General features: G+C 39.4%; 25 protein-coding genes. 4 read left to right on the forward strand and 21 right to left on the reverse strand.

Annotated features, from left to right (window positions below):
* Window positions 1–54: 54 nt before the first annotated feature.
* Window positions 55–648, reverse strand: coding sequence for an SMC-Scp complex subunit ScpB (scpB, locus tag ACQKN2_RS21465; protein ID WP_427416767.1), 594 nt, complete (start codon window positions 646–648; stop codon window positions 55–57).
* Window positions 620–1,399, reverse strand: coding sequence for a segregation/condensation protein A (locus ACQKN2_RS21470; protein WP_323651252.1), 780 nt, complete (start codon window positions 1,397–1,399; stop codon window positions 620–622). Before ACQKN2_RS21470 ends, scpB begins: the two co-directional genes overlap by 29 nt.
* 55 nt (window positions 1,400–1,454) lie before the next feature.
* On the opposite strand from ACQKN2_RS21470, the gene ACQKN2_RS21475 reads away from it, so the two are divergent.
* Window positions 1,455–1,961: a DUF309 domain-containing protein gene (locus ACQKN2_RS21475; protein ID WP_427416746.1), complete on the forward strand. Its 507-nt coding sequence runs from the start codon at window positions 1,455–1,457 to the stop codon at window positions 1,959–1,961.
* Here ACQKN2_RS21475 and ACQKN2_RS21480 read toward each other — a convergent pair.
* The 14 genes from ACQKN2_RS21480 to ACQKN2_RS21545 form a co-directional block, all read right to left on the reverse strand.
* A complete protein-coding gene (locus ACQKN2_RS21480; RefSeq protein WP_427416747.1) occupies window positions 1,955–2,329 on the reverse strand; it encodes a GNAT family N-acetyltransferase in 375 nt (124 codons plus the stop codon). The genes ACQKN2_RS21475 and ACQKN2_RS21480 overlap by 7 nt on opposite strands.
* 199 nt (window positions 2,330–2,528) lie before the next feature.
* Window positions 2,529–3,848 (reverse strand): diaminopimelate decarboxylase, encoded by a 1,320-nt coding sequence (lysA, locus tag ACQKN2_RS21485; protein WP_427416748.1) that lies wholly within the window; start codon window positions 3,846–3,848, stop codon window positions 2,529–2,531.
* 240 nt (window positions 3,849–4,088) lie between these two features.
* Complete coding sequence (locus ACQKN2_RS21490) at window positions 4,089–5,537, reverse strand: spore germination protein (protein ID WP_427416749.1); 1,449 nt, start codon at window positions 5,535–5,537, stop codon at window positions 4,089–4,091.
* A gap of 27 nt (window positions 5,538–5,564) precedes the next feature.
* Window positions 5,565–6,344 carry an RNA polymerase sporulation sigma factor SigF gene (gene sigF, locus ACQKN2_RS21495; protein WP_427416750.1) on the reverse strand — a complete coding sequence of 260 codons (780 nt, stop codon included), beginning with the start codon at window positions 6,342–6,344 and terminating at the stop codon, window positions 5,565–5,567.
* 10 nt (window positions 6,345–6,354) lie between these two features.
* A complete protein-coding gene (gene spoIIAB / locus ACQKN2_RS21500; RefSeq protein ID WP_427416751.1) occupies window positions 6,355–6,795 on the reverse strand; it encodes an anti-sigma F factor in 441 nt (146 codons plus the stop codon).
* Window positions 6,788–7,141: an anti-sigma F factor antagonist gene (gene spoIIAA / locus ACQKN2_RS21505; protein WP_249075721.1), complete on the reverse strand. Its 354-nt coding sequence runs from the start codon at window positions 7,139–7,141 to the stop codon at window positions 6,788–6,790. Before spoIIAA ends, spoIIAB begins: the two co-directional genes overlap by 8 nt.
* A gap of 149 nt (window positions 7,142–7,290) precedes the next feature.
* A complete protein-coding gene (locus ACQKN2_RS21510; protein ID WP_427416752.1) occupies window positions 7,291–7,725 on the reverse strand; it encodes a hypothetical protein in 435 nt (144 codons plus the stop codon).
* 181 nt (window positions 7,726–7,906) lie between these two features.
* Window positions 7,907–8,308: a hypothetical protein gene (locus ACQKN2_RS21515; protein ID WP_427416753.1), complete on the reverse strand. Its 402-nt coding sequence runs from the start codon at window positions 8,306–8,308 to the stop codon at window positions 7,907–7,909.
* A 455-nt stretch (window positions 8,309–8,763) separates the two neighbouring features.
* Window positions 8,764–10,014, reverse strand: a complete 1,251-nt coding sequence (locus ACQKN2_RS21520; protein WP_427416754.1) for a thymidine phosphorylase — start codon at window positions 10,012–10,014, stop codon at window positions 8,764–8,766.
* 14 nt (window positions 10,015–10,028) lie between these two features.
* Window positions 10,029–11,210, reverse strand: coding sequence for a phosphopentomutase (gene deoB, locus ACQKN2_RS21525; RefSeq protein ID WP_427416755.1), 1,182 nt, complete (start codon window positions 11,208–11,210; stop codon window positions 10,029–10,031).
* 83 nt (window positions 11,211–11,293) lie between these two features.
* Window positions 11,294–12,196 (reverse strand): site-specific tyrosine recombinase XerD, encoded by a 903-nt coding sequence (xerD, locus tag ACQKN2_RS21530; protein ID WP_427416756.1) that lies wholly within the window; start codon window positions 12,194–12,196, stop codon window positions 11,294–11,296.
* Between the two features lie 331 nt (window positions 12,197–12,527).
* Window positions 12,528–12,992, reverse strand: a complete 465-nt coding sequence (locus ACQKN2_RS21535) for a Fur family transcriptional regulator (protein ID WP_323651268.1) — start codon at window positions 12,990–12,992, stop codon at window positions 12,528–12,530.
* A gap of 125 nt (window positions 12,993–13,117) precedes the next feature.
* Complete coding sequence (locus ACQKN2_RS21540) at window positions 13,118–13,630, reverse strand: hypothetical protein (RefSeq protein ID WP_427416757.1); 513 nt, start codon at window positions 13,628–13,630, stop codon at window positions 13,118–13,120.
* Between the two features lie 73 nt (window positions 13,631–13,703).
* Window positions 13,704–14,240, reverse strand: coding sequence for an NUDIX domain-containing protein (locus ACQKN2_RS21545; protein WP_427416758.1), 537 nt, complete (start codon window positions 14,238–14,240; stop codon window positions 13,704–13,706).
* 76 nt (window positions 14,241–14,316) lie between these two features.
* Between ACQKN2_RS21545 and ACQKN2_RS21550 the strand changes: the two genes are divergently transcribed.
* On the forward strand, window positions 14,317–15,216 hold the full coding sequence (locus tag ACQKN2_RS21550) for an aldo/keto reductase (protein ID WP_427416759.1): 900 nt from the start codon (window positions 14,317–14,319) through the stop codon (window positions 15,214–15,216).
* Entirely contained in the window at window positions 15,213–15,683 is a 471-nt protein-coding gene (locus tag ACQKN2_RS21555; protein WP_427416760.1) for a VanZ family protein, read from the forward strand. The genes ACQKN2_RS21550 and ACQKN2_RS21555 overlap by 4 nt, the downstream gene beginning before the upstream one ends.
* 24 nt (window positions 15,684–15,707) lie before the next feature.
* Here the strand turns inward: ACQKN2_RS21555 and ACQKN2_RS21560 are convergent, their stop codons facing one another.
* The 3 genes from ACQKN2_RS21560 to ACQKN2_RS21570 all read right to left on the reverse strand — a co-directional run bounded on the left by ACQKN2_RS21560 (window position 15,708) and on the right by ACQKN2_RS21570 (window position 18,277).
* Window positions 15,708–16,211 carry a GNAT family N-acetyltransferase gene (locus tag ACQKN2_RS21560; protein ID WP_427416761.1) on the reverse strand — a complete coding sequence of 168 codons (504 nt, stop codon included), beginning with the start codon at window positions 16,209–16,211 and terminating at the stop codon, window positions 15,708–15,710.
* Window positions 16,212–16,803: 592 nt separating this feature from the next.
* Window positions 16,804–17,070, reverse strand: a complete 267-nt coding sequence (locus ACQKN2_RS21565; RefSeq protein ID WP_323651278.1) for a YqkE family protein — start codon at window positions 17,068–17,070, stop codon at window positions 16,804–16,806.
* Window positions 17,071–17,092: 22 nt separating this feature from the next.
* Window positions 17,093–18,277: an acetyl-CoA C-acetyltransferase gene (locus ACQKN2_RS21570; RefSeq protein ID WP_427416762.1), complete on the reverse strand. Its 1,185-nt coding sequence runs from the start codon at window positions 18,275–18,277 to the stop codon at window positions 17,093–17,095.
* A gap of 256 nt (window positions 18,278–18,533) precedes the next feature.
* On the opposite strand from ACQKN2_RS21570, the gene ACQKN2_RS21575 reads away from it, so the two are divergent.
* Window positions 18,534–19,505 (forward strand): alpha/beta hydrolase, encoded by a 972-nt coding sequence (locus tag ACQKN2_RS21575; RefSeq protein WP_427416763.1) that lies wholly within the window; start codon window positions 18,534–18,536, stop codon window positions 19,503–19,505.
* 137 nt (window positions 19,506–19,642) lie between these two features.
* On the opposite strand, the gene ACQKN2_RS21580 is transcribed toward ACQKN2_RS21575, so the two are convergent.
* Window positions 19,643–20,113: an S-ribosylhomocysteine lyase gene (locus ACQKN2_RS21580; protein ID WP_427416764.1), complete on the reverse strand. Its 471-nt coding sequence runs from the start codon at window positions 20,111–20,113 to the stop codon at window positions 19,643–19,645.
* A 475-nt stretch (window positions 20,114–20,588) separates the two neighbouring features.
* Window positions 20,589–20,963: a DUF1761 domain-containing protein gene (locus ACQKN2_RS21585; protein WP_427416765.1), complete on the reverse strand. Its 375-nt coding sequence runs from the start codon at window positions 20,961–20,963 to the stop codon at window positions 20,589–20,591.
* Window positions 20,964–21,271 lie beyond the last annotated feature (308 nt).

Raw genomic sequence — 21,271 nt, forward strand, 5'->3', positions numbered from 1 at the left:
ATTATATTTATGTTTCAAGCAAAGCATTATACCTTTAACTCACTCCGTGTTTATTTACTTTACTCCACTAAAGGTTTCTTGGAATTTAGTCATAAATAAATCTGTTTCTTGCTCTGCTTCAACTAGCTCATCATCAGGTAAAGACGGCATTTCTTCTATACTATTTAAACCAAAGTAGTTTAAAAATTCTTTAGTTGTACCATATAAGATTGCACGTCCTGTCCCTTCAGAGCGACCAACTTCCTTAATTAACCCCCTAGAAGCGAGAGTCTGTATAGGTCTTTCACATTTCACACCACGCAAATCTTCAATGGTAACACGTGTAATTGGCTGTTTGTATGCCACGATCGCCAATACCTCAAGTGAAGCTTGAGATAATGATTGAGCAGTTGGATTTTCTACTAATCTTTGTATCGTATCTGCTAGTTCAGGTTTTGTTATAAGCTGATAAACTCCAGCTATTTCTTTTACCGTAATACCTCTAGCTAAATCTTCTTCATATGTCGTTTTCAACACTTCCATTGTCTCTACGACTAACTCTTCCGGTTCGCTTAAAAGTTGTGACAATTGTTTAATGGTTAAGCCATCGTCTCCAACAACAAATAATAAGGATTCTATTCTACTCTGTAGCATAATTGTTTTCTTCATCATCCCATTCCTCCTTCTGTAATGTAACCGTTAATTCTTCAAAGTTACCATCTTGCTCTACGATGATGACCTGACGTTTCATCAGTTCAAGAATGGATAAAAACGTCAAAATAAGCGTTGGCTTATCTTCATAAGGAAAAAGCTCAAAAAATGATGCACGTCCACCTGTAAATCGTAATGAATCGACAACCGAACGCATTTGATCTTTTACGGAGCGTTCCTGTCTCGCTACAGTTGTTTTTAAAGGTTTTTTTAATTTTTTTCGACGCATTAGTTTTTGAAAGGCTCCAAGCATGTCATAGATGTTGACGTTCAAATCAAATAACGCCATTTGCTCATCTGATGCTAACCCAGATAAATCTGCTGGTGGCCGTGTAAATACCTGTGCCCGATCTGTTTCAAGCTCTTGCAGGCTACTCGCTGCTTCTTTATATTTCTTATACTCTATTAAACGATGCACCAGTTCTTCACGAGGGTCTGGGCCGTCGACTTCTAATTCAGCTTCATCAAGCTCACCTTCATGGATTGGCAAAAGCATACGACTTTTAATAGCCAATAATGTTGCTGCCATCACTAAATATTCACTAGCCTCATTTAACTCCAGTACCTGCATAGCATGTATATGGTCAATATATTGTTGAGTAATTTCAGCCATTGGAATATCATAAATATCAATTTCCAATCTGTTAATTAAATGTAATAATAAATCAAGAGGCCCTGAAAAGGCTTCTAATTTCACTTCATAAGACATTGTTTTACCACCCTGAGATTATATGTTCTTTTAGTATAGTAGAAAGGAGTTCAAAATGCATCCACAGCACCATACTTTATTTATCGACTACTGTTCTTTTTTCAATGGTAATCACGATTTTTTTGAATGCCATGAAGTCCTTGAGGAATACTGGAAAGATATTGCTCCAGGTGATAAAAAGCACCCTCTCGTTGGATACGTACAGCTCGCAACAGGTTTATATCATTGGAGACGTGACAATTATATTGGCGCTGCGCGAATTTTAGAAAAAGCACTCAAAAATTTCCAATATAATATGGGACATCTATTTTTTGATGAAATCGACTACGAAATACTACTAACCCAACTAACAGATGCACTTTCTGCTATCCAGATGGGCAAGTCCTTTCAAGCATTTCAACTTCCTCTTTCACCTACATTGGAGGAATTAGTATTTGCTCGCATTCAGCTTTTACCATCCAGTAGCACTAACTATCTTCTTCATAAACATATGCTTCGAGATCGCTCACATATTCTTGCAGAGCGTCAAGAAAGCAAACAAAGAAAAAGCAGACGTCAATGATCGTCTGCTTCTTCATCGATACAATTTATACATTTTTGAACAAATTTACGTGTTTCCTCCGTTGCACGTACACTTTCGTACTGACCAAGTTCTGCCACTTCCTGTAGCATTTCCTTCGCAACACCTTCACCTCTGTAAGAAGGGACAACGGAAACATGTTGAATCGTAGCTATATTATCACTATGTGTTACAAGTCCAACAATGCCAACATACTCATCGTTCTTTTTCCATAAATATAAAACCCAATCGTTATCATTTTCATAGGAGTGGATTGTCTCTTTGAGCTTTTTTATGTCTTTTTCGTTAGGCATAAACGAGAGTAGCCCCATTGCTATTTTCTCGAAAGCTTTCTTATATCGAATTAACATATTTGTCTATTCCCTCTTTTTCTAGCTGTACATAATCTTTGACTATCCTACACGATTTGTACTTTTACCGCAAGTCAATTTCTGTCTTACGAACCAGGTCCGAGAATACCTTTAGACGCCAATAGCCAATAGACAACGCCCCACAACAAAATAAAAGTTGATATGGACGCTAGTAATACCCATTTGTTTTTTCTCATATTTACTCACCCTTTTTTAACGTTAGCGGGAGATCGTTTTGTACAATATCTTCATAACTTTCGCGTCGAATTGCTAATTGATGCTTGCCATCTTCTACAAATACAACTGCTGGTCTTGGCACACGATTATAGTTACTCGCCATAGAATATCCATACGCACCAGTACAGAAGATTGCAAGCACATCACCAGAAGCTGCTTCCTGAAGCTTAGCATCAATAATTAATTTATCACCTGATTCACAAAGTTTACCAGCCACTGTATAAGTTTCACTTTTCGATTCATCTGCTTTACTCGCAATGACCGCCTCGTACTTCGCATCATATAATGCCGGACGGATATTATCACTCATTCCACCATCGACAGCAATATATTTACGAACATTAGGTACTGTTTTTTGTGAACCAATTGTATAAAGAGATGTTCCTGCATCCCCTACAAGTGATCGCCCTGGTTCAATCCAAATTTCCGGCATCGTTAGACCAAGTACAGTCGCTTTAGTCTTTACAACTGTAATCATATCCTCTACATACACTTGTGGTTCAAGCGGTGCATCTTCCTCAGTATAACGAATTCCGAAGCCCCCTCCTAAGTTTAACACAGTACATGTAAAATCGTGAGTCTTGTTCCAATCCGAAATTTTATCAATTAGTTTTTCTCCTGCTAAGCCAAAGCCCGCTGTGTCAAAAATTTGAGAGCCAATATGGCAGTGTAATCCTAGAAGCTCTAGATATTCATGCTTAAAAGTTTGTTGGAAAGCTTCATCTGCTTGACCATTATTTAAGTCGAAGCCAAATTTAGAATCCGCTTGACCTGTCGTAATGAAATCATGCGTATGTGCCTCAACACCCGGTGTGACACGTAGTAAAATACGCATTTTTTGCTGACGGCGCTCTGATATTTCTTGCAAAAGTTGAATTTCATAGAAGTTATCCACGACAATACAACCGATTTTCGAGTCAAAGGCTAATTCTAGTTCAGCAATGCTTTTGTTATTACCGTGGAAATGAATGCGCTCTGCAGGGAATCCAGCTTTTAAAGCTGTAAATAATTCTCCACCAGAGACAACATCTAAAGATAGATTTTCTTCTGCCGCTAATTGGTACACAGCTACACATGCAAATGCTTTTGAAGCATAAGCTACTTCAGCTTTTACACCTAGTTTTTTAAACGTATCTATAAAGCCGCGTGCACGCTTACGAATAAGCGCTGTATCATACACAAATAAAGGTGTACCATACTCTTTTGCAAGCTCTAATGTATCTACCTGTCCAATCGTTAAATGACCATCTTCAGAAATCGCTTGTGTTCCATATAAATGCATGTGCATCTCTCCCTTTTCACATCGTTCCATCTTGTGACAATAATTGCACCCCGATTTACTATCTTTTTAGAGGTATTACTTCATTCAACTAGGGTTCTTCCAGTACACAGGGGACTAATATCCCATATATGTCATCACCATGTCGTGGTGAACCTTATATTGAATGAAGACAATTTTCGCAAAAATCACAAAATACTATATGTGAACTTTATCACATGAAAAAAACGAGTGCAACGGCTCTTATGATCTTTTTCGTTGTGGGGAATCGACTACATAAGGTCTTAATGCATCTGCTGTCATTGGGAAACGGATAAGTACGCGAAGCATCGCGTCTGGAAAGAACGGAATAAGTGGCCATAAATATGGCGCTTGCATCGGACGTAATGAACATAAATACGTAAATAATATAAATATCCCAATAAATAAACCATTAACTCCCCAAATTCCAGTCATTATTAACAGCAATATTCTAAAGAGTTTAATGGAGATACCCAGCTCATAAGACGGAATAATAAATGTCAGAATAGCTGAAACGGCAGTATATAACACAACTTCCGGCGAGAATACCCCAACATCAATAGCAATCTGACCAATAGTTATACCCGCAACCAACCCCATCGCAGTCGATAATGGTGATGGGGTATGAATGGCGGCCATCCTCAAAAATTCTATCCCAACATCTCCAATAAGGACTTGTAGTAAAAGAGGAATATGTGATTTTTTCTTTGCCCCTAAAAAGGATAACTCATCCGGTAAATGTATCCCGTGAGTTGCAAATAAATACCACAAAGGCAATAATAATAAACCCGTAAACGCTCCAAAATAGCGCATAAAACGGACAAAGGTTCCGACTGATGGTGCCTGCCTATACTCCTCCGCATGCTGCAGTAAATGGAAGGCAGTTGCTGGCACGATAATGACAGAAGGAGACGTATCGACAATAATGGCTATATGTCCCTCAAGTAAATGCGCTGCGGTAATATCTGGTCGTTCCGTATAACGTACAAAAGGAACTGGATGAAACTTCTGTTTAAACAGCCATTCTTCTAGTGATTTATCAGTCATCGTCAAGCCATCATGATTAATTTGTTTAATGCGCTGTCGCAATTTATCGAGCGTTTCATCACTTGCAATACCCTTTATAAACGCTAGCGCAACATCGGTTTGACCGATTTCGGATATTTTATGTAGCTCGAAACGTAAATTACTACTGCGAATTCGCCGACGAATCAAAGCAGTATTTTGTGAAATACCTTCTACAAAGCCGTCCCTAGATCCACGAATAACCTTTTCATTGTCAGGCTCCTCAGGGCTACGACCTGGATAGCTTCTTATCTCTGCAACATAGCCGTAACCACTTTTAGTTATAAAGACTACCTGTCCACTTAATATGGCTAATAAAATGGCTTCACGTTTGGTTTCCTCTGAACGACCTTGGAAATTAAAATAGGCTTCAAAATACTCCTTTTCATCCTCAATATCAATGTCCTCATCAGGCAACATGTTAGAGAGTAATTGTGTTAACACAATTCCATCCACAAGTCCGCTTACATATGCACAAAGAACCGGCAAATCTTTGACAAATACATGCTTTATACTAATGTCAAATGATTCGCCGTCACCAAATTGTTCTTTAAGAAAATTTTCGGCTTCTTCTAAGCTGTTAAATAGTTTATCTTTATCTGTCATGCTGTCACCATTTTCTTAAATGTCTTTTTAAACTTCTTCCTCTTCAACTGTGGCACTTGTGGCCATCCAAGTTTTCAATTGGGCAAGAATTTTTTTCTCTAATCGTGATACCTGAACTTGCGATATGCCAAGCCTGTTGGCAATTTCAGTTTGGGTACAATCTGAGAAATATCGCAAATAAATAATTGATTGCTCTCTAGGCTCAAGTCTTGTGAGCACCTCTTTTAGTGGAATATAGTCAAATGGCTGCTCAGATTTTTCGTCCTTCATCTGATCCATTAATGTAATAGAATCCCCTTCACTCTCATACAATTGTTCATGCAAGGAAGCTGGATCTCTCAATGCATCTGAAGCTGTTACAATTTCCTCAGTTGTAACACCAAGAACCTGCGCTAATTCATGAATGGTTGGTGGATGCTCATTATTTTTAATGAATTCATCAGTTGCATGACGAATTTTAAAATTAAGCTCACGAATAGATCGGCTAACCTTCACCATTCCATCATCCCTTAGAAAGCGCTGAATTTCCCCAATGATCATCGGTACAGCATATGTCGAAAATTTAACATCATACGTTAGATCGAATTTATCCACAGACTTCATAAGCCCGATGCAGCCAATTTGAAATAAATCCTCGAGCTCCACGCCCCTGCTTGTAAAGCGTTGGACGATAGACCACACAAGCCTCGTATTCCCTTCAATCATTCGTTTACGAGCCTCATGATCGCCCTGTTGTGCACGTGCAATTAAATCTCGCATTTCTCCCTGTGACAATAGCTTATCGGACGACTGTTCTGGCGGCTTCACAGTGGCAGCCTCACATTACCGGTGTGCGAACCGAGTAAAATTTCTTCGTAAATGTGACAGTTGTACCTTCTTGCCACTTGGACATTACTGTCAACTGATCTGAAAAACTATCCATAATAGTAAAGCCCATACCTGAACGTTCCATTGCACTTTTCGTCGTAAATAACGGCTCCATTGCCCGACTTACATCCTCTATACCCAACCCTTTATCCATAACAGACACCGTTACAATATCATCCTCACGTTTCGCATGAACTGTAACAACGCCCTTACCATTCTCTTCATAACCGTGAATAATGGCATTAGAAACAGCCTCTGAAACAACCGTTTTAAATTCGGATAGCTCATCAATGGTTGGATCTAATTGTGCGATAAAGCCTGTCACAGCTATACGCGCTAAGGCTTCATTTTCACTAATTGCTAAAAAAGTTAATGTCATTTCGTTATCCATTTACAATCCCCCTAACTCGATCAATCGCTTCTTCTTCTGTTGCATCCATCATCCACGGCCCTAAACCTGAAAATTGAAATACTTTTCGCATTGTCGGCGATGGATTCAATAATATTGTCCGTCCAGCGACCGCCTCTAATTCACGCATCCGCCCAAGCACTAAACCTACACCTGAACTATCCATAAAGGAGAGCCCCTCTAAATTCCAAATAATAGTCGTTACAGTACCTTGAAAAATTGCTGTAGAAATTTTAGCTCGAATTTGCTCTACTGCATGATGATCGAGCTCCCCAAATAAACGTATAACCACTGTCTCTCTTGTTACCATTTCTAACTGAAAATGCATGAACATCGCCTCCTCCTCGTGCAATTCCACATTCAATGTGGTGATTCCTTGCGGCTGACAGAACTAGTGCAAAGTCTTCCGAAATAGTGGCAAATCGACATACTTATAGCTTTTTAGGCTAATTGCAGTATGGGATAAATCAACATTTTCTAAACATAGCTGACACTTTTCATAAGAATTATTATTATGTTTGAGGTGAGCAGAGCTTTGGCGGGGACATTTATGACTTCGGCGGTTCTATCCATCATTTTGTCGGTTCTATCCACGACTTTGGCGGGGCTATCGGTCATTTTGGCGGGGCTATCGGTCATTTTGGCGGGGCTATCCACGACTTTGGCGGGGCTATCGGTCATTTTGTCGGGGCTATCCACGACTTTGGCGGGGCTATCGGTCATTTTGTCGGGGCTATCCACGACTTTGGCGGGGCTATCCATCATTTTATCGGTTCTATCCATGACTTTGGCTATTCTATCCACGGTTTCAGCGGTTCTATCCACGACTTTGGCTGTCCTATCCACGACTTCAGCTTTTCTTTCTGTCACTTTGACTTTTCTTTCCGTCGCTTCGGCCCTTCTTTCCGTCACTTTGACTTTTCTTTCCGTCGCCTCGTCCTTTCTTTCCGTCTCTCTGGCTTCATTCCTTCGCTTCGGCCCTTCTTTCCGTCACTTTGACTCTTCTTTCCGTCACTTCGGCCCTTCTTTCCGTCACTTTGACTTTTCTTTCCTTCGCTTCGTCCTTTCTTTCCGTCGCTCTTGCTTAGTTCCGTCACCTTGGCTCTTCTTTCCGTCGCTCTGCCCTTCTTTCTGTCGCCCGGACTCTTCTTTCCGTCGCTTTGACAGTTCTATCCATCACTTTGGCTGTTCTATCCACGATTTTGGCTGTTCTATCCACGACTTTGGCTGTTCTATCCACGGTTTCAGCGGTTCTATCCACGACTTTGGCTGTTCTATCCACGACTTTGGCTGTTCTATCCACGACATTGGCTGTTCTATCCGCGATTTTGGCTGTTCTATCCACGACTTTGGCTGTTCTATCCACGGTTTCAGCGGTTCTATCCACGACTTTGGCTGTTCTATCCACGGTTTCAGCGGTTCTATCCACGACTTTGGCTGTCCTATCCACGACTTCAGCTTTTCTCTCCGTCGCTCTGACTTTTCTCTCCGCCACTCTGACTTTTCTCTCCGTCGCTCTGACTTTTCTCTCCGCCACTCTGACTTTTCTCTCCGTCGTTCTGACTTTTCTCTCCGTCGCTCTGACTTTTCTCTCCGCCACTCTGACTTTTCTCTCCGTCGTTCTGACTTTTCTCTCCGTCGTTCTGACTTTTCTCTCCGTCGTTCTGACTTTTCTCTCCGTCGTTCTGACTTTTCTCTCCGCCGCTCTGACTTTTCTCTCCGCCGCTCTAATTTTTTCTCTCCGCCTCTCTGACTTTTCTCTCCGTCGTTCTGACTTTTCTCTCCGCGCTCTGACTTTTCTTTCCGCCGTTCTAAATTTTTCTCTCAGTCGTTCTGACTTTTCTCTCCGTCGCTCTAGCTCTTCCTTCCCCCGCTCCAGCCCTTCGCTTTTCTGAACAAAAAAAAGCGAGAATTCCCTTTATTAAAAAGAGAATTCTCGCTACATATTATTTATGCAATTGTATAAGCTTTCTGTACTTTGCCGATTGTTTCCTCATCTATTTGACTATTTGAATATAAATAAGCAATCGTCTCGCCAGTACGAACTTGGTCGCCTTTTTTGGCAATCAATTGAATACCAGCATCATAATCAAGCGCTGATTCCTTCGTTAATCGACCTGCACCAAGACCAACGCTAGCTTCTCCGATTAATAGTGCGTTAATCGTCCCTACAGTACCTTCAGTAGATGCTTTAACAGCTACTTTATTTGCTGTGTCTTTTTGTACGATATCAGTTAAATCGCCGCCCTGTGCTACGATAAATCCCTCGAATTTCGCAGCGGCTGAACCATCCTCTAATACTCGTTTAACAGCTGCTGTTGCTTCAGCCTCAGTCACTCCAGCTGCAACTTGGTACATTAGCGAAGAGATAATAATACATTCATCCAGCAGATCCTCATGCGTTTCATCCATACGTCCGCTTAATAAAGCAACTGCTTCTACTACTTCAAGCTTATTGCCAATCATTTTACCTAGTGGATTATCCATATCACTAATATGCGCGACTACTTTACGCCCTAGCTTTTCACCGATTGCAGTCATCGTTTCAGCTAAAACTTGTGCTTCTTCTTCTGTTTTCATAAATGCACCTGAGCCACATTTAACATCTAGTACAATGCCGTCTGCACCACTTGCTATTTTCTTACTCATGATAGATGCGGCAATAAGTGGAGTGGAATCGACAGTACCTGTCACATCTCGCAACGCGTACAATTTTTTGTCAGCTGGTACAAGATTGCCTGTTTGACCAGCAACAGCAATTTTATGTTTATTGACATTGTCGATAAATTCTTGTGATGAAAGCTCTGTTTTTAAGCCACGAATTGACTCTAATTTATCGATTGTACCACCTGTGATGCCTAGACCCTTACCACTGAATTTCGCCACAGGAATATCTAGTGCAGCAATGATCGGAGTGACAATTAGTGTCACTTTATCGCCTACACCGCCTGTTGAGTGTTTATCAATTTTAAAACCTTCAATAGATGATAAATCAATAACATCTCCAGATTCTATCATTGCCTTTGTTAAATAAAATGTTTCATCATATGTCATGCCCAATAAACGGATCGCCATTAGTAGGGAACTTGCTTGATAATCAGGAATTGCACCAGTAGTGTAACCCTCTACAAAATACTGAATTTCAGCCTGCGATAGCTCCTTGCCTTGCTTCTTCTTTTCAAACAGCTGTGCCATATTCATATCTATAATCCCCCTTACTTCAGATCAGTTAAGAAGCTTTTACCAAACTTTGGTGCTTCTACTTTGAAGTTTTCTGCAACTGTTGCTGCGATATCTGCAAAAGTTTCACGAAGTGCTAACTCACTACCACCATTAAAGCCTGGTGAATAAACAATTAGCGGTACATATTCACGTGTATGGTCTGTCCCAGGGAATGTTGGATCATTCCCGTGGTCCGCTGTAATGATTAGTAGATCATCTTCTGTCATTGCCTCAGTAATTTCTGGTAAACGTGCATCAAATTCTTGTAGTGCGTTACCATAGCCTATTGGGTCACGACGATGCCCAAAATTCGCATCAAAGTCCACTAAGTTTAAGAAGCTTATACCATGGAAATCACGACGTACTACCTCTGCAAACTTATCCATACCATCCGTATTATTTTTCGTACGTACTGCATCAGTGACGCCTTCACCGTTGAAAATATCAGAAATTTTACCGATTGCGATAACATCTAAACCTGCATCCTGTAAGACATTCATCGTTGTATGACCAAATGGCTTTAACGCATAGTCGTGACGATTAGAAGTACGTGCGAAGTCTCCTGGTGTGCCGATAAATGGACGCGCAATAACACGACCAACTAAGTATTCTGGTTGTAATGTTAGCTCACGAGCAATTTCACAAATTTTATATAATTCTTCTAATGGAATAATTTCTTCATGTGCAGCAATTTGCAAAACAGGGTCTGCAGATGTATAAACAATAATCGCTCCTGTTTCCATATGCTCCTTGCCAAAGTCCTCGATTACTTGTGTTCCGCTTGCAGGTTTATTGCAAAGAACTTTGCGGCCAGTACGTTTTTCAAGCTCTGCAATAAGCTCAGCAGGGAATCCCTCTGGATACACCTTAAACGGTTTATCGATATTTAACCCCATGATTTCCCAATGCCCTGTCATCGTATCTTTACCAACAGATGCTTCTTGCATTTTTCCGTAGAATGCTTTTGGTTTGTCAGTTGCTTGTATACCTTGTAATGGTTCAATATTTGCTAAGCCGAAAGCCTCCATATGTGGCATTGTAAGCCCATTCATTTTTTCAGCGATATGTCCAAGAGTATGTGAACCTACATCTCCAAAATTCGCTGCGTCTGGAGCTTCACCAATTCCAACTGAGTCCAATACAACTACATGGATTTTTTTAAATGGTTTATTCATAATTTTGCCTCCTACTCTCATGTCTCTATTTTACCAAAAAACAGCGAAAAATAAAGGTCAGACCTCCGACTAACCAATAATTTTCATGCGCGTGGATGAAATTGCTTATAAACCTCTGATAGTCGAGTTTTACTAATATGTGTATAAATTTGAGTTGTGGAAATATCTGCATGTCCCAACATCTCCTGGACTGCTCGTAAATCCGCACCGTTCTCCACTAAATGTGTTGCAAAAGAATGACGTAATGTATGTGGTGTTAATTCATGTTTGATGCCTGCTTTTAAAGCATGCTCCTTCATTAATTTCCAACAACCCTGCCTTGTTAAACGTTTTCCTCTTTGATTGATAAAAAAAGCATCTGTTTTTGGATATTTCCCTTGTAATTGACTACGCGCGCCATCTAAATAGGTACTCAATGATGAAAGGGCGTTTTTCCCAAGAGGAATGATACGCTCCTTCCCTCCCTTACCAAAAACACGCACAAAGCCCATTGTTAGGTGAATATCAGTTAAATCCAATGCAATTAGCTCACTAATACGCATTCCTGACCCATATAATAGTTCTAGCATTGCCACATCCCGAATGCCCTGTGGCTTGCTGCGATTTGGTGCTGCTAATAAAGCTTCAATTTCTTCAATCGAGAGGACATTGGGTAGCTTTTGCTCAATGATTGGCATTTCTAAATGAACTGTCGGATCTGTTTCAGCTCGCTTTTCACGAAGTAAAAATTGGTGAAAACTACGAATAGAGGAGATATGGCGGGCAACAGTACGACTTGTCTTTCCTTGCATACGCAACTGCTCTAAATGACGCAAAATGGTTGTCCTTTCCACTCTACGAAAGTCAGACATGCCCTCTACTTCTCGCAAAAAATTCACGTAATTTTCTAAGTCTCGGCGATAGGATGCTAATGTATTATCGGATAATTGTCGTTCTACTTGGATAAAATGGATATAATCCTCTATTGCATATTGAAATTCATTCATCACAGCGCCCCCTTACTGTCAATTATTCTCTATTTTATCACGGCAATTGGAATTGTGCTAAAACGTCCCCCTATTAGTTCAAGCTATAACAATTAATTATGCCTCGGCATAATTGCGTCCGGAATCGGCTTTATGCTTAGGCCTGCACGAGGGCCGACACGATGTCGGTCATTTCGGTAATGCCACAGGACGTGGCGTTTTTAGACTGAGTTCCTCTATTTCAGCGGGTGTTTGGACACCCGCTGAAATAAGTTAAAATTCTAATTTCGAATAAAACAAAAAACTGCCCAATTTCAATCTATAACTTAAGATTAAAATAGACAGCTTCCCGTTATTTTTCTTCATTCGATTCGTCGTTTTTATCATGACAGCGCCAGCAAATGCCGTGGAAAGTTAGTCGGTGATCCTTTATAATAAAATTCCAACGTCTTTCAACAACGGCTTCCACATCTTCAAGTAAATCTTCCTGAATTTCATCAACCGCACCACATTCGATACAAACAAGATGATGGTGGAAATGCGCAGCTCCCTCTTGGCGTAGATCATAGCGCGAAACGCCATCGCCAAAGTTGATTTTGTCGACAATTTTGAGCTCAGTTAGTAATTCTAACGTTCTATAGACAGTTGCTAGACCAATTTCTGGTGCCTTTTCTTTTACTAAAAGGTAAACATCTTCTGCACTTAGGTGGTCTTCCTCGTGCTCAAGCAGAACAGCAACTGTTGCTTCTCGCTGCGGCGTCAGCTTATAACTAGCACTATGCAACTGTTTTTTTATACGATCAATTCGGCTCTCCATGTGACGCCCCCCTAAACTCTTCCCATTATACCAAAGGAATAAATCCTATTACAAGATAGTGAATAGATTTCAAATACGCATTTGTATGTTTTTATCTGACGTTAAATTTCCATGAATTGTTTCTATCAAGTTAATACATAAGAAATAACAATAAACTCAGCAACTATTATGATGAAAAATGCGATAAAATTCAACAAAATTGTCCGACCATGTATCATTTTCCCGATTTTTCTCTTTGACCAAGCTGGTACAAGTAAATTACACAGGACTAGCAACAATATACAATAGATGAGCTGAAATGGAAACCACCAAATCGTATAAACCCAGAAAGCTTCAAGTTTTTGTAATAAAAAAACCGAGCTAAAGCCAAAAAAGGTAGCACGCATCGCCACTGTTACACGTACTAAAACCTTCAGAACACTATGTGTTGCAAGCAATAGTACAAGAGCGATTGAAACAGCAACAGGTAACACTAAACGAAATAGAGAATGCCTGTCCCCATTTATTAAACGAGGCTCTATAAATGAAATAAAAGGCTCTGCTTTCGGCCCACCAATAATATGAAATAAGATAACGCCACAAACGAAACTCATCGCAATAATGGATGCGTGATAAAATATAGACACCGTACGGGACATAAACATGCTCCTTTTCTATCAAGGTTTGTACAGCTTATGCTCGTCCGCTTCTATTATGCAAAAGATTATTATCTTATTGTGCAGCTAGCCAAAGTACTGCAAACGCCGTCTTAGCGTCGTATATACGCTCATCTGCAACCATTTGCCCCGCCTCTTCCAACGAAACTTCTACTAATTCGACAAATTCATCCTCATCTAAATCTGCTTTGTTTTCAATTGCATATAAATCTTTTGCCACAAATAGATGGATGATCTCATCCGCGAAGCCCGGGGATGTTGCAAACGCTTGTAAATAAGTTAAGCTTTGTGCACCGTAACCTGTTTCTTCCTCTAGTTCACGTCGCGCCGTCACAATCGGCTCCTCACCAGGTTCAAGCTTACCAGCTGGAATTTCAACAATTGAACGTTCTAAAGCTTTGCGATATTGCTCCACTAATACTAACTTTCCTTCATCCGTAACAGCAATAACTGCCACTGCACCAGGATGTTTTATAATTTCTCTTTTTGCAACATTACCATTCGGTAAAGTGACATCATCAACTTGTAGTTTCACAATTTTCCCGTCATAAATGGGTGTAGTCTTTGTCGTTTTTTCTTCAAACTTTTTCATTGACTATTACCTCGCTTGTTCTTCAGATATGTTCATTGTACCATTACAAGTAGAGAAATCGAAGGAGGGCATTGGCATGAAAAAAAGACAGCTTGGCTCAAGTGAATTGTTTATTTCAGAAATTAGTTTAGGGGGCATGTCTCTTTCGACAGATAAGAGAAAGGCTGCTGATATCGTCGATATGGCGCTAGATGCTGGCATTAATTACATCGATACCGCCGATTTATATGATTTTGGGGAAAATGAAGAAATAATCGGAGCTATTTTAGGAAAGCGTCGTCAAGATGTTATAGTCGCGACGAAAGTTGGAAATCGGTGGACAGAAAGTGTAGATGGTTGGCATTGGGATGCATCCCCTTCTTATATAAAGGAAGCTCTACATGCTAGCTTGAAACGACTAGGTACTGACTATATTGATGTTTATCAGTTACACGGTGGTACTATAGAGGACGATTGGGATGGAATTATCGACACTTTTGAAGGGTTGAAAAAGGATGGCTTAATCCGAGAATATGGTATTTCCTCTATTCGACCAAATGTACTAAAGCGTTTTTTACCAGCAAGTTCTGCAAAAAGTGTCATGATGCAATATAGTGCTTTAGATCGTCGTCCAGAGGAATGGTTCGACTTTATCGCAAGTGAAGGAGCTTCCGTTGTAACACGTGGGACTGTTGCAAAGGGTTTACTAACAAATAGCTGGAAAGAACGTTTACAGCGTGTAAATGGCTTTAACACTTACACAACCGACGAATTAACTGCAGTATTGACAGGCTTATCTTCACATTATGACGATTTACATTCACTAGCAATCGCCTTTAATTTGAAGGACTCTACTATCGCCTCAACAGTGATTGGTGCAAGCTCACAGGAACAGCTGGCGCAAACACTCGCTGCCTATGAAAAAATTGATTCGATAACAGATTTTAAAGCAGTCAAAGAGCTAACTAAAGCAGAACAATATATGGATCACCGATGAAAAAATGGCTTATCTTAATAGCATTTTTAGTAGTACTTGCGATTTCCTCTAGTATGACCTATGAACAACAGTCAATTATTCCTGAATTGGAGCAAATATTAGCAAATAAGCCGTTTGAAAAGCAATTATCTGTGTTAAAAATTCCTTATTGGGACACAATTGTTTCCGTCGAAGAGCGTGGTTACTTTAAGTTTGTAGAATTTTTAATTCGGAAATTCACGCATTTTGCTGGATTCGGCTGCATCGCACTTGGTATTTACTTTGCATGGGGAAAACGTCGATTCGCCGCAGGTGTCGCTATTGCCGGGACAGCTCTTATTGCAACGCTAGATGAAATTCGTCAAAGCTTTACACCAGGACGCACGATGAGCGGACAGGATGTTATTTTAGATACAGCTGGAGCGATTGTTTTTGTTGGGATTGTAGTGTTGGTGAGGAAGATTTTCAAAAGACAAAGGGCACTTTAATGTCCCTTTGTCTTTTTGTTGATGTTAAAAGAATCTCCAAAAATAAAGTTCTTCAGATTCTGAATATAGCGTTGCCCCTGCTTTTTGTAATACTTTATGTGAGGCAATATTATTTTTATCAGTATCGGCAATCACATACTTAACATTAGATTGACGTAGTAACCAATCTTTCATCATCCTAACAGTTTCCGTCATGTATCCTTTTCCTTGATATTGCGGAAATGTATAGTATCCGATTACGACTTCACCCTGCTCATTCGGTAAACCTTTTAGCATAACGCCACCAACGATACAGTTTTTTTCTTTCGATACGATTACCCAATTCGTGTACCAAATATAATTTTCTTCATCTTCTAATACTTTTAATAGTCTAAACTTCAAAGCTTGTCTTAATTCTTCATCAAGAAAAACTTCATTACTACTTACTGACAACTCTATTTCCAATGTCTTTTCTTCATTAATTAATAAATCTAAATACTTTGCGGTTAATGGGATTAGTCTTAATCTTTTAGTGCTTAATTCAATCATTTTTTCTCTCCTATCATAGATTGTAACTAAACTATAAAGAGATATATGTATTGGCAGCGTCTCCCGTGTTTTATTTTCAAATTAATGTAAGATAATCACCATAAAGTGGGATTGATTTCCGTTCCGGCTGGGCGCTTTCCTGGGGGCGTCCGATGAGCCGCTTCGCTTCGCTGCAGGGTCTCGGGGCAACAGGATGTTGGTCACGAAGGCGTTATCACAGGACGTGATGCTCTTAGCCTTTGTTCCACTATCGCTGATCCCCAAGGAGTCGCCCAGCCTCCACTACAATCAACATATTACATGGCAATTTGCTTATAAAACGAAATATCCAACTTTTAGTGATTATTCTTAATTTTATCAAAAAAGCAATAATAGAGAAATTATAATTTATCTATTAAGAAGTAATAAATTCTCCTAATCGAGATCGTACAATAAAATTGAGCAAAGAACATAATTGTTCCGATAAAATCGAAAATGATTCCTATAAATCTTAGAATCTTTCCGATAAAACATAAAATTGTTCCGATAATTCTCGAAATCTTTCCGATAAAACATAAAAACAGTGAATCCGCATTTGGATTCACTGTTCTCTTTAAAATTTTGAGCCTTTATCGCCGTATTCGTTTAGTAGTTCTCCAAACGATTTGTTTTTTTCGCGTTGCTTGCGTTCAAAGGCTAGCTTTGCTTGGCGCTCTTCTTCAGCCGCCTGCTCTTTCACTGTTAAATCTTGCTTTGCAGCTTTTAATTTGGCTAGCACGTCACCGCCTAGCTGATCGGCTAATGTCACTGCCTCCTGCTTTGGTAGACTAGCTGTCACGCTACTATCCACGCGTTGCTGTTGTTTTCGTTTTTTTCCCATTACTTTCACCTTCTTATTCACTTCAAGGGCGCTTGACAATTGTTGCTACGCCTTGCCCACCACCGATACATAGTGTTGCGAGACCTGTTTTTGCATCACGCTTTTCCATCTCGTGTAAAAGCGTTACTAAAATACGTGCTCCACTTGCACCAATTGGATGACCAAGGGCAATTGCTCCCCCGTTCACATTTAGTTTATCATGATTAAAGCCTAGTTCGCGATCTACAGCAATTGATTGAGCTGCAAAAGCTTCATTCGCTTCAATTAAATCTATATTATCTAATGTCACATCAGCTTTTGCTAATGCTTTCTTTACTGCCGTTATCGGTCCAGTTCCCATGATAGCTGGGTCAACACCTGCGCTTGCATTCGCTGTAATTAATGCTATTGGTCGAATGCCTAGCTCTTCCGCTTTTTCTTTCGACATGACAACGACTGCCGCTGCACCATCATTAATGCCTGATGCACTTGCAGCTGTCACAGAACCATCCTTTTTAAAGGCAGGACGTAGTTTTGATAGAGATTCCGCTGTAACGCCTTGACGCGGGAATTCATCTTTATCAAAAATAATAGGATCACCCTTGCGCTGAGGAATTTCCACCGCTACGATTTCATCGTTAAACTTTCCTGCTGTAATGGCAGCTTCTGCACGTTGTTGTGAACGTGCTGCAAAGGCGTCTTGTTCCTCACGAGAAATCTCATAGACATCACATAAATTTTCAGCTGTAACGCCCATATGATAGTCATTAAAGGCACACCATAATCCGTCATGAATCATCGTATCGACTACTTTTTGATCTCCCATGCGGAAGCCTTCTCGGGCATTTTTTAATACATACGGTGCTTGGCTCATATTTTCAAAGCCACCTGCAACGATAATATCCGCATCCCCTGCTAAAATGGCTTGTGTCGCTAAGTGAACAGCTTTTAGTCCTGAGCCACAAACTTTATTAATCGTTAATGCAGATACTTCATGTGGTAAACCTGCTGCAATCGCTGCTTGACGAGCTGGATTTTGTCCAAGTCCAGCTGATAAGACATTCCCCATAATGACCTCGTCAACTTTTTCGCCTGCTACACCAGCACGTGCTAATGCCTCTTTAATAACAATGCTCCCTAATTTGGTCGCTGGTACGTCCTTTAATGTTCCTTGGAATGAACCAATAGCTGTACGTACTGCACTTACTATTACTACCTCGTTTGTCATAAACATTCTCCCCTTTTCCCCGTTCAAAAATGAACACTGCATGCATATGCTACTAGCAGATATATCTATTTTAACAAATATTTTGACGATTTTCGATAATAGAAATAATCGCAGTTTTGCCAAAGTTATTGTAAAATGTTGACGTGTTTTAAACAATCTCAGTTGGGAACATTACAATTAAGCAAAGTGCATACATACGAATGATGTCGCTTGTATGCCTAGACAACAAATGAAACAGGACGTGGAGGTGTTAATAATGAAAAAGAAAATGCTTTTATTTTCAGGTATAACGACGACGCTTGCCGCAGCAGCAACAGGTCTGTTTGGCTTCGCGCTCTCCAATAAATTAATGTTCATTAAGCAAAAGGATCCTGAATTTGTTCGTGAACGTGAAACTACTGCTAAACGTTTTGATGAAGCTTGGTACAATAAAAATTTTAAATGTGAATTAAATATCGACTCTCCAAATGGCTATACGATTCGCGGTATAATGTTTCAGCCATTGGAAACAAATAATACCATCATTATTTGCCATGGCGTAACAGAAAATAAAATCAACTCCGTCAAATATGCTCGACTTTTTGAACGGCTTGGTTACAATTCCGTTATTTTTGACCATCGTAGGCACGGGGAAACAGGTGGGAAAACGACTAGCTACGGCTATTATGAAAAAAATGACCTTGACGCAGTTGTCAAAACTGTCAAGGCAATGATTGGTGAAAACGCTATTCTTGGTATTCATGGTGAGTCGATGGGTGCTGCTACAATGCTCTTATACGCAGGAACTGTAGAGGACGATGCGGATTTCTATATTTCTGATTGTGCGTTCTCTGATTTTTCAATGCTGCTGAAACAAATTGCGAAGACAGAATTTAAATACGGCTCGATTATTCCCATTCGTTTTGCCGATTTCTTCGTCCGCTTACGAGACGGTTATTCTTTTAAAAGCGTGACACCTTCTGATGCTGTGACAAATATCGAAAAGCCAGTGCTCTTTATCCATAGTATTCCTGACACATTTATTCCAGCTTCCATGTCACTGGATTTATACAATAAAAAAACTGGACCTAAAAAGTTAAAGTTATTTGATAAAGGTGCCCATGCACAATCCTTTAATGAAAATATGGCTGAATATGAGGATTTAATCCATGATTTTTTAGAAAACTTCATCTATCAAAAAATTAATCGTGATTCTTCTTCGTCCAATGTGATTCCATTTCATTTTTAGTTGTGTCAATAGGTGTCATATTCGACAAAGCGGCACAACTCACTGACACCATTTGAAAAACCTTGCAATAATGCACTACACCACAATTAGGGTGCAGCGCATTCATTTACGCAAGGTTTTTTAAATCTTTTATTTTTTTATTCTGCAAAAACGATATGCCATTCATCACGTTTTGCTAAAAATTCTTTAGCTAACGCTTGTGCACCCTCTAGACTATGGCTAGCTGCCCAGCCGCATTGCACTTCATTGCACGCAGGAACTGCAGTGGCTTTTGTTACATCTGTAAATGTTTTTTCTAAAATATTCAATAAGTCTTCGTAATCATTGTGATTGATTAGCGATACATAGAAGCCCGTTTGGCACCCCATTGGACTGAAATCAACAATTTGATCAGAGTAATTGCGGATAATATCTGCCGATAAATGTTCTAAGGAATGTAATGCAGGCATTTCCATATGTTCTTTATTAGGCTGTTTAAAACGAATATCATATTTGTACACTTCATCGCCATTTTTTCCTGTTTTAACACCTGCTAAACGTACATATGGCGCTTTTACTTTCGTATGGTCTAAATCAAAGCTTTCAACATTTGTTTTTTCTCTCTGCAATGCACACAACTCCCTTTATATAGAATATTTTCATTATAACGAGTTTTCCGATAGAATTATATGTTTTTTACAAATTATTTAAACTATTCGCAAAAATAGATCTCATCCGAAGGTTTGACTTATGTGTCCACGTACAACTTAGTCGTGATGTAAAACGTTTGGAAATATTAAAATGATTAGTTTAGATTTGTAATAAAATTGATTAAATTAGTGATATTAACTTTTATATGCGAACAAATCTAAAGAGCATGTTTTGAAAAAAGATTGATCAAAACATGCTCTTATTTAATGAGGAAAAGCTTACCGTATTTGATATGTCTGTTTAAAGTAAGCTTCTACTCCTTCTTGTGTCTGCACACAACTCAGTTAACCCTGCACAGCCGTAATGCCTCTATATGAGGAATAAAAAAATGGATCTCCATATGTATGAGAGATCCTTCCTTTTACTCGTTTCAATCTATAAAAATCGATACGATTAGACAAAAAAACCATGGAGTGCTCCTAGTAAGGTAAAAATGATAAAATGGTCACCAATCGCAATTAAAAAATTTCTCTTATTTACGAGTCCAAATAATGTATTTTTCAAATAAACAATTGAAATAAGAAAGCCAATAATACCTCCTACAGCAGCACCTTCTAACAAACTATTTGAACTAGTCGCTTGAACGAGAATTGCAATAAAAATGGAACTAATAAAGGCAACGATTACTGAAATCACATATTTTAATGCACCTTTGCTTTGATTTTCCTTCCCTACTAATATGGAATAATAGATTGCTCCATAAATCATATACAAAATTCCACCAATAAGAATAGCAAGATAATTTAACGTACTTAAATCTATCGACATACATTTACCTCCGATTTATTTAGGCTCTATGGCTAAAGCGATTTACTGATTCTGCAATTAAGATTGAGTGTACCACTAACCTGAGTCCCTATCAATATAGGGCTCAGGCTGCTAAACACGTTTAAGTTGTGGTTAAAATAATTTGATTTTTAAAATCACATCACGACTAAGTTGAGTGTAGACCTTATGTTTAGACATCCACTGAAATAAGTTAAAAAGGTTCTAAGTCAAATATTGGGGTGGTGCAATCTTTTAGCACATTAACCCAGATGAACCCCGATTTCTTTATACTTTAAATTTAATAAGAT

Source organism: Lysinibacillus sp. NPDC093688 (genome assembly GCF_050280145.1).
GTDB classification, from domain to species: domain Bacteria; phylum Bacillota; class Bacilli; order Bacillales_A; family Planococcaceae; genus Lysinibacillus; species Lysinibacillus xylanilyticus_B.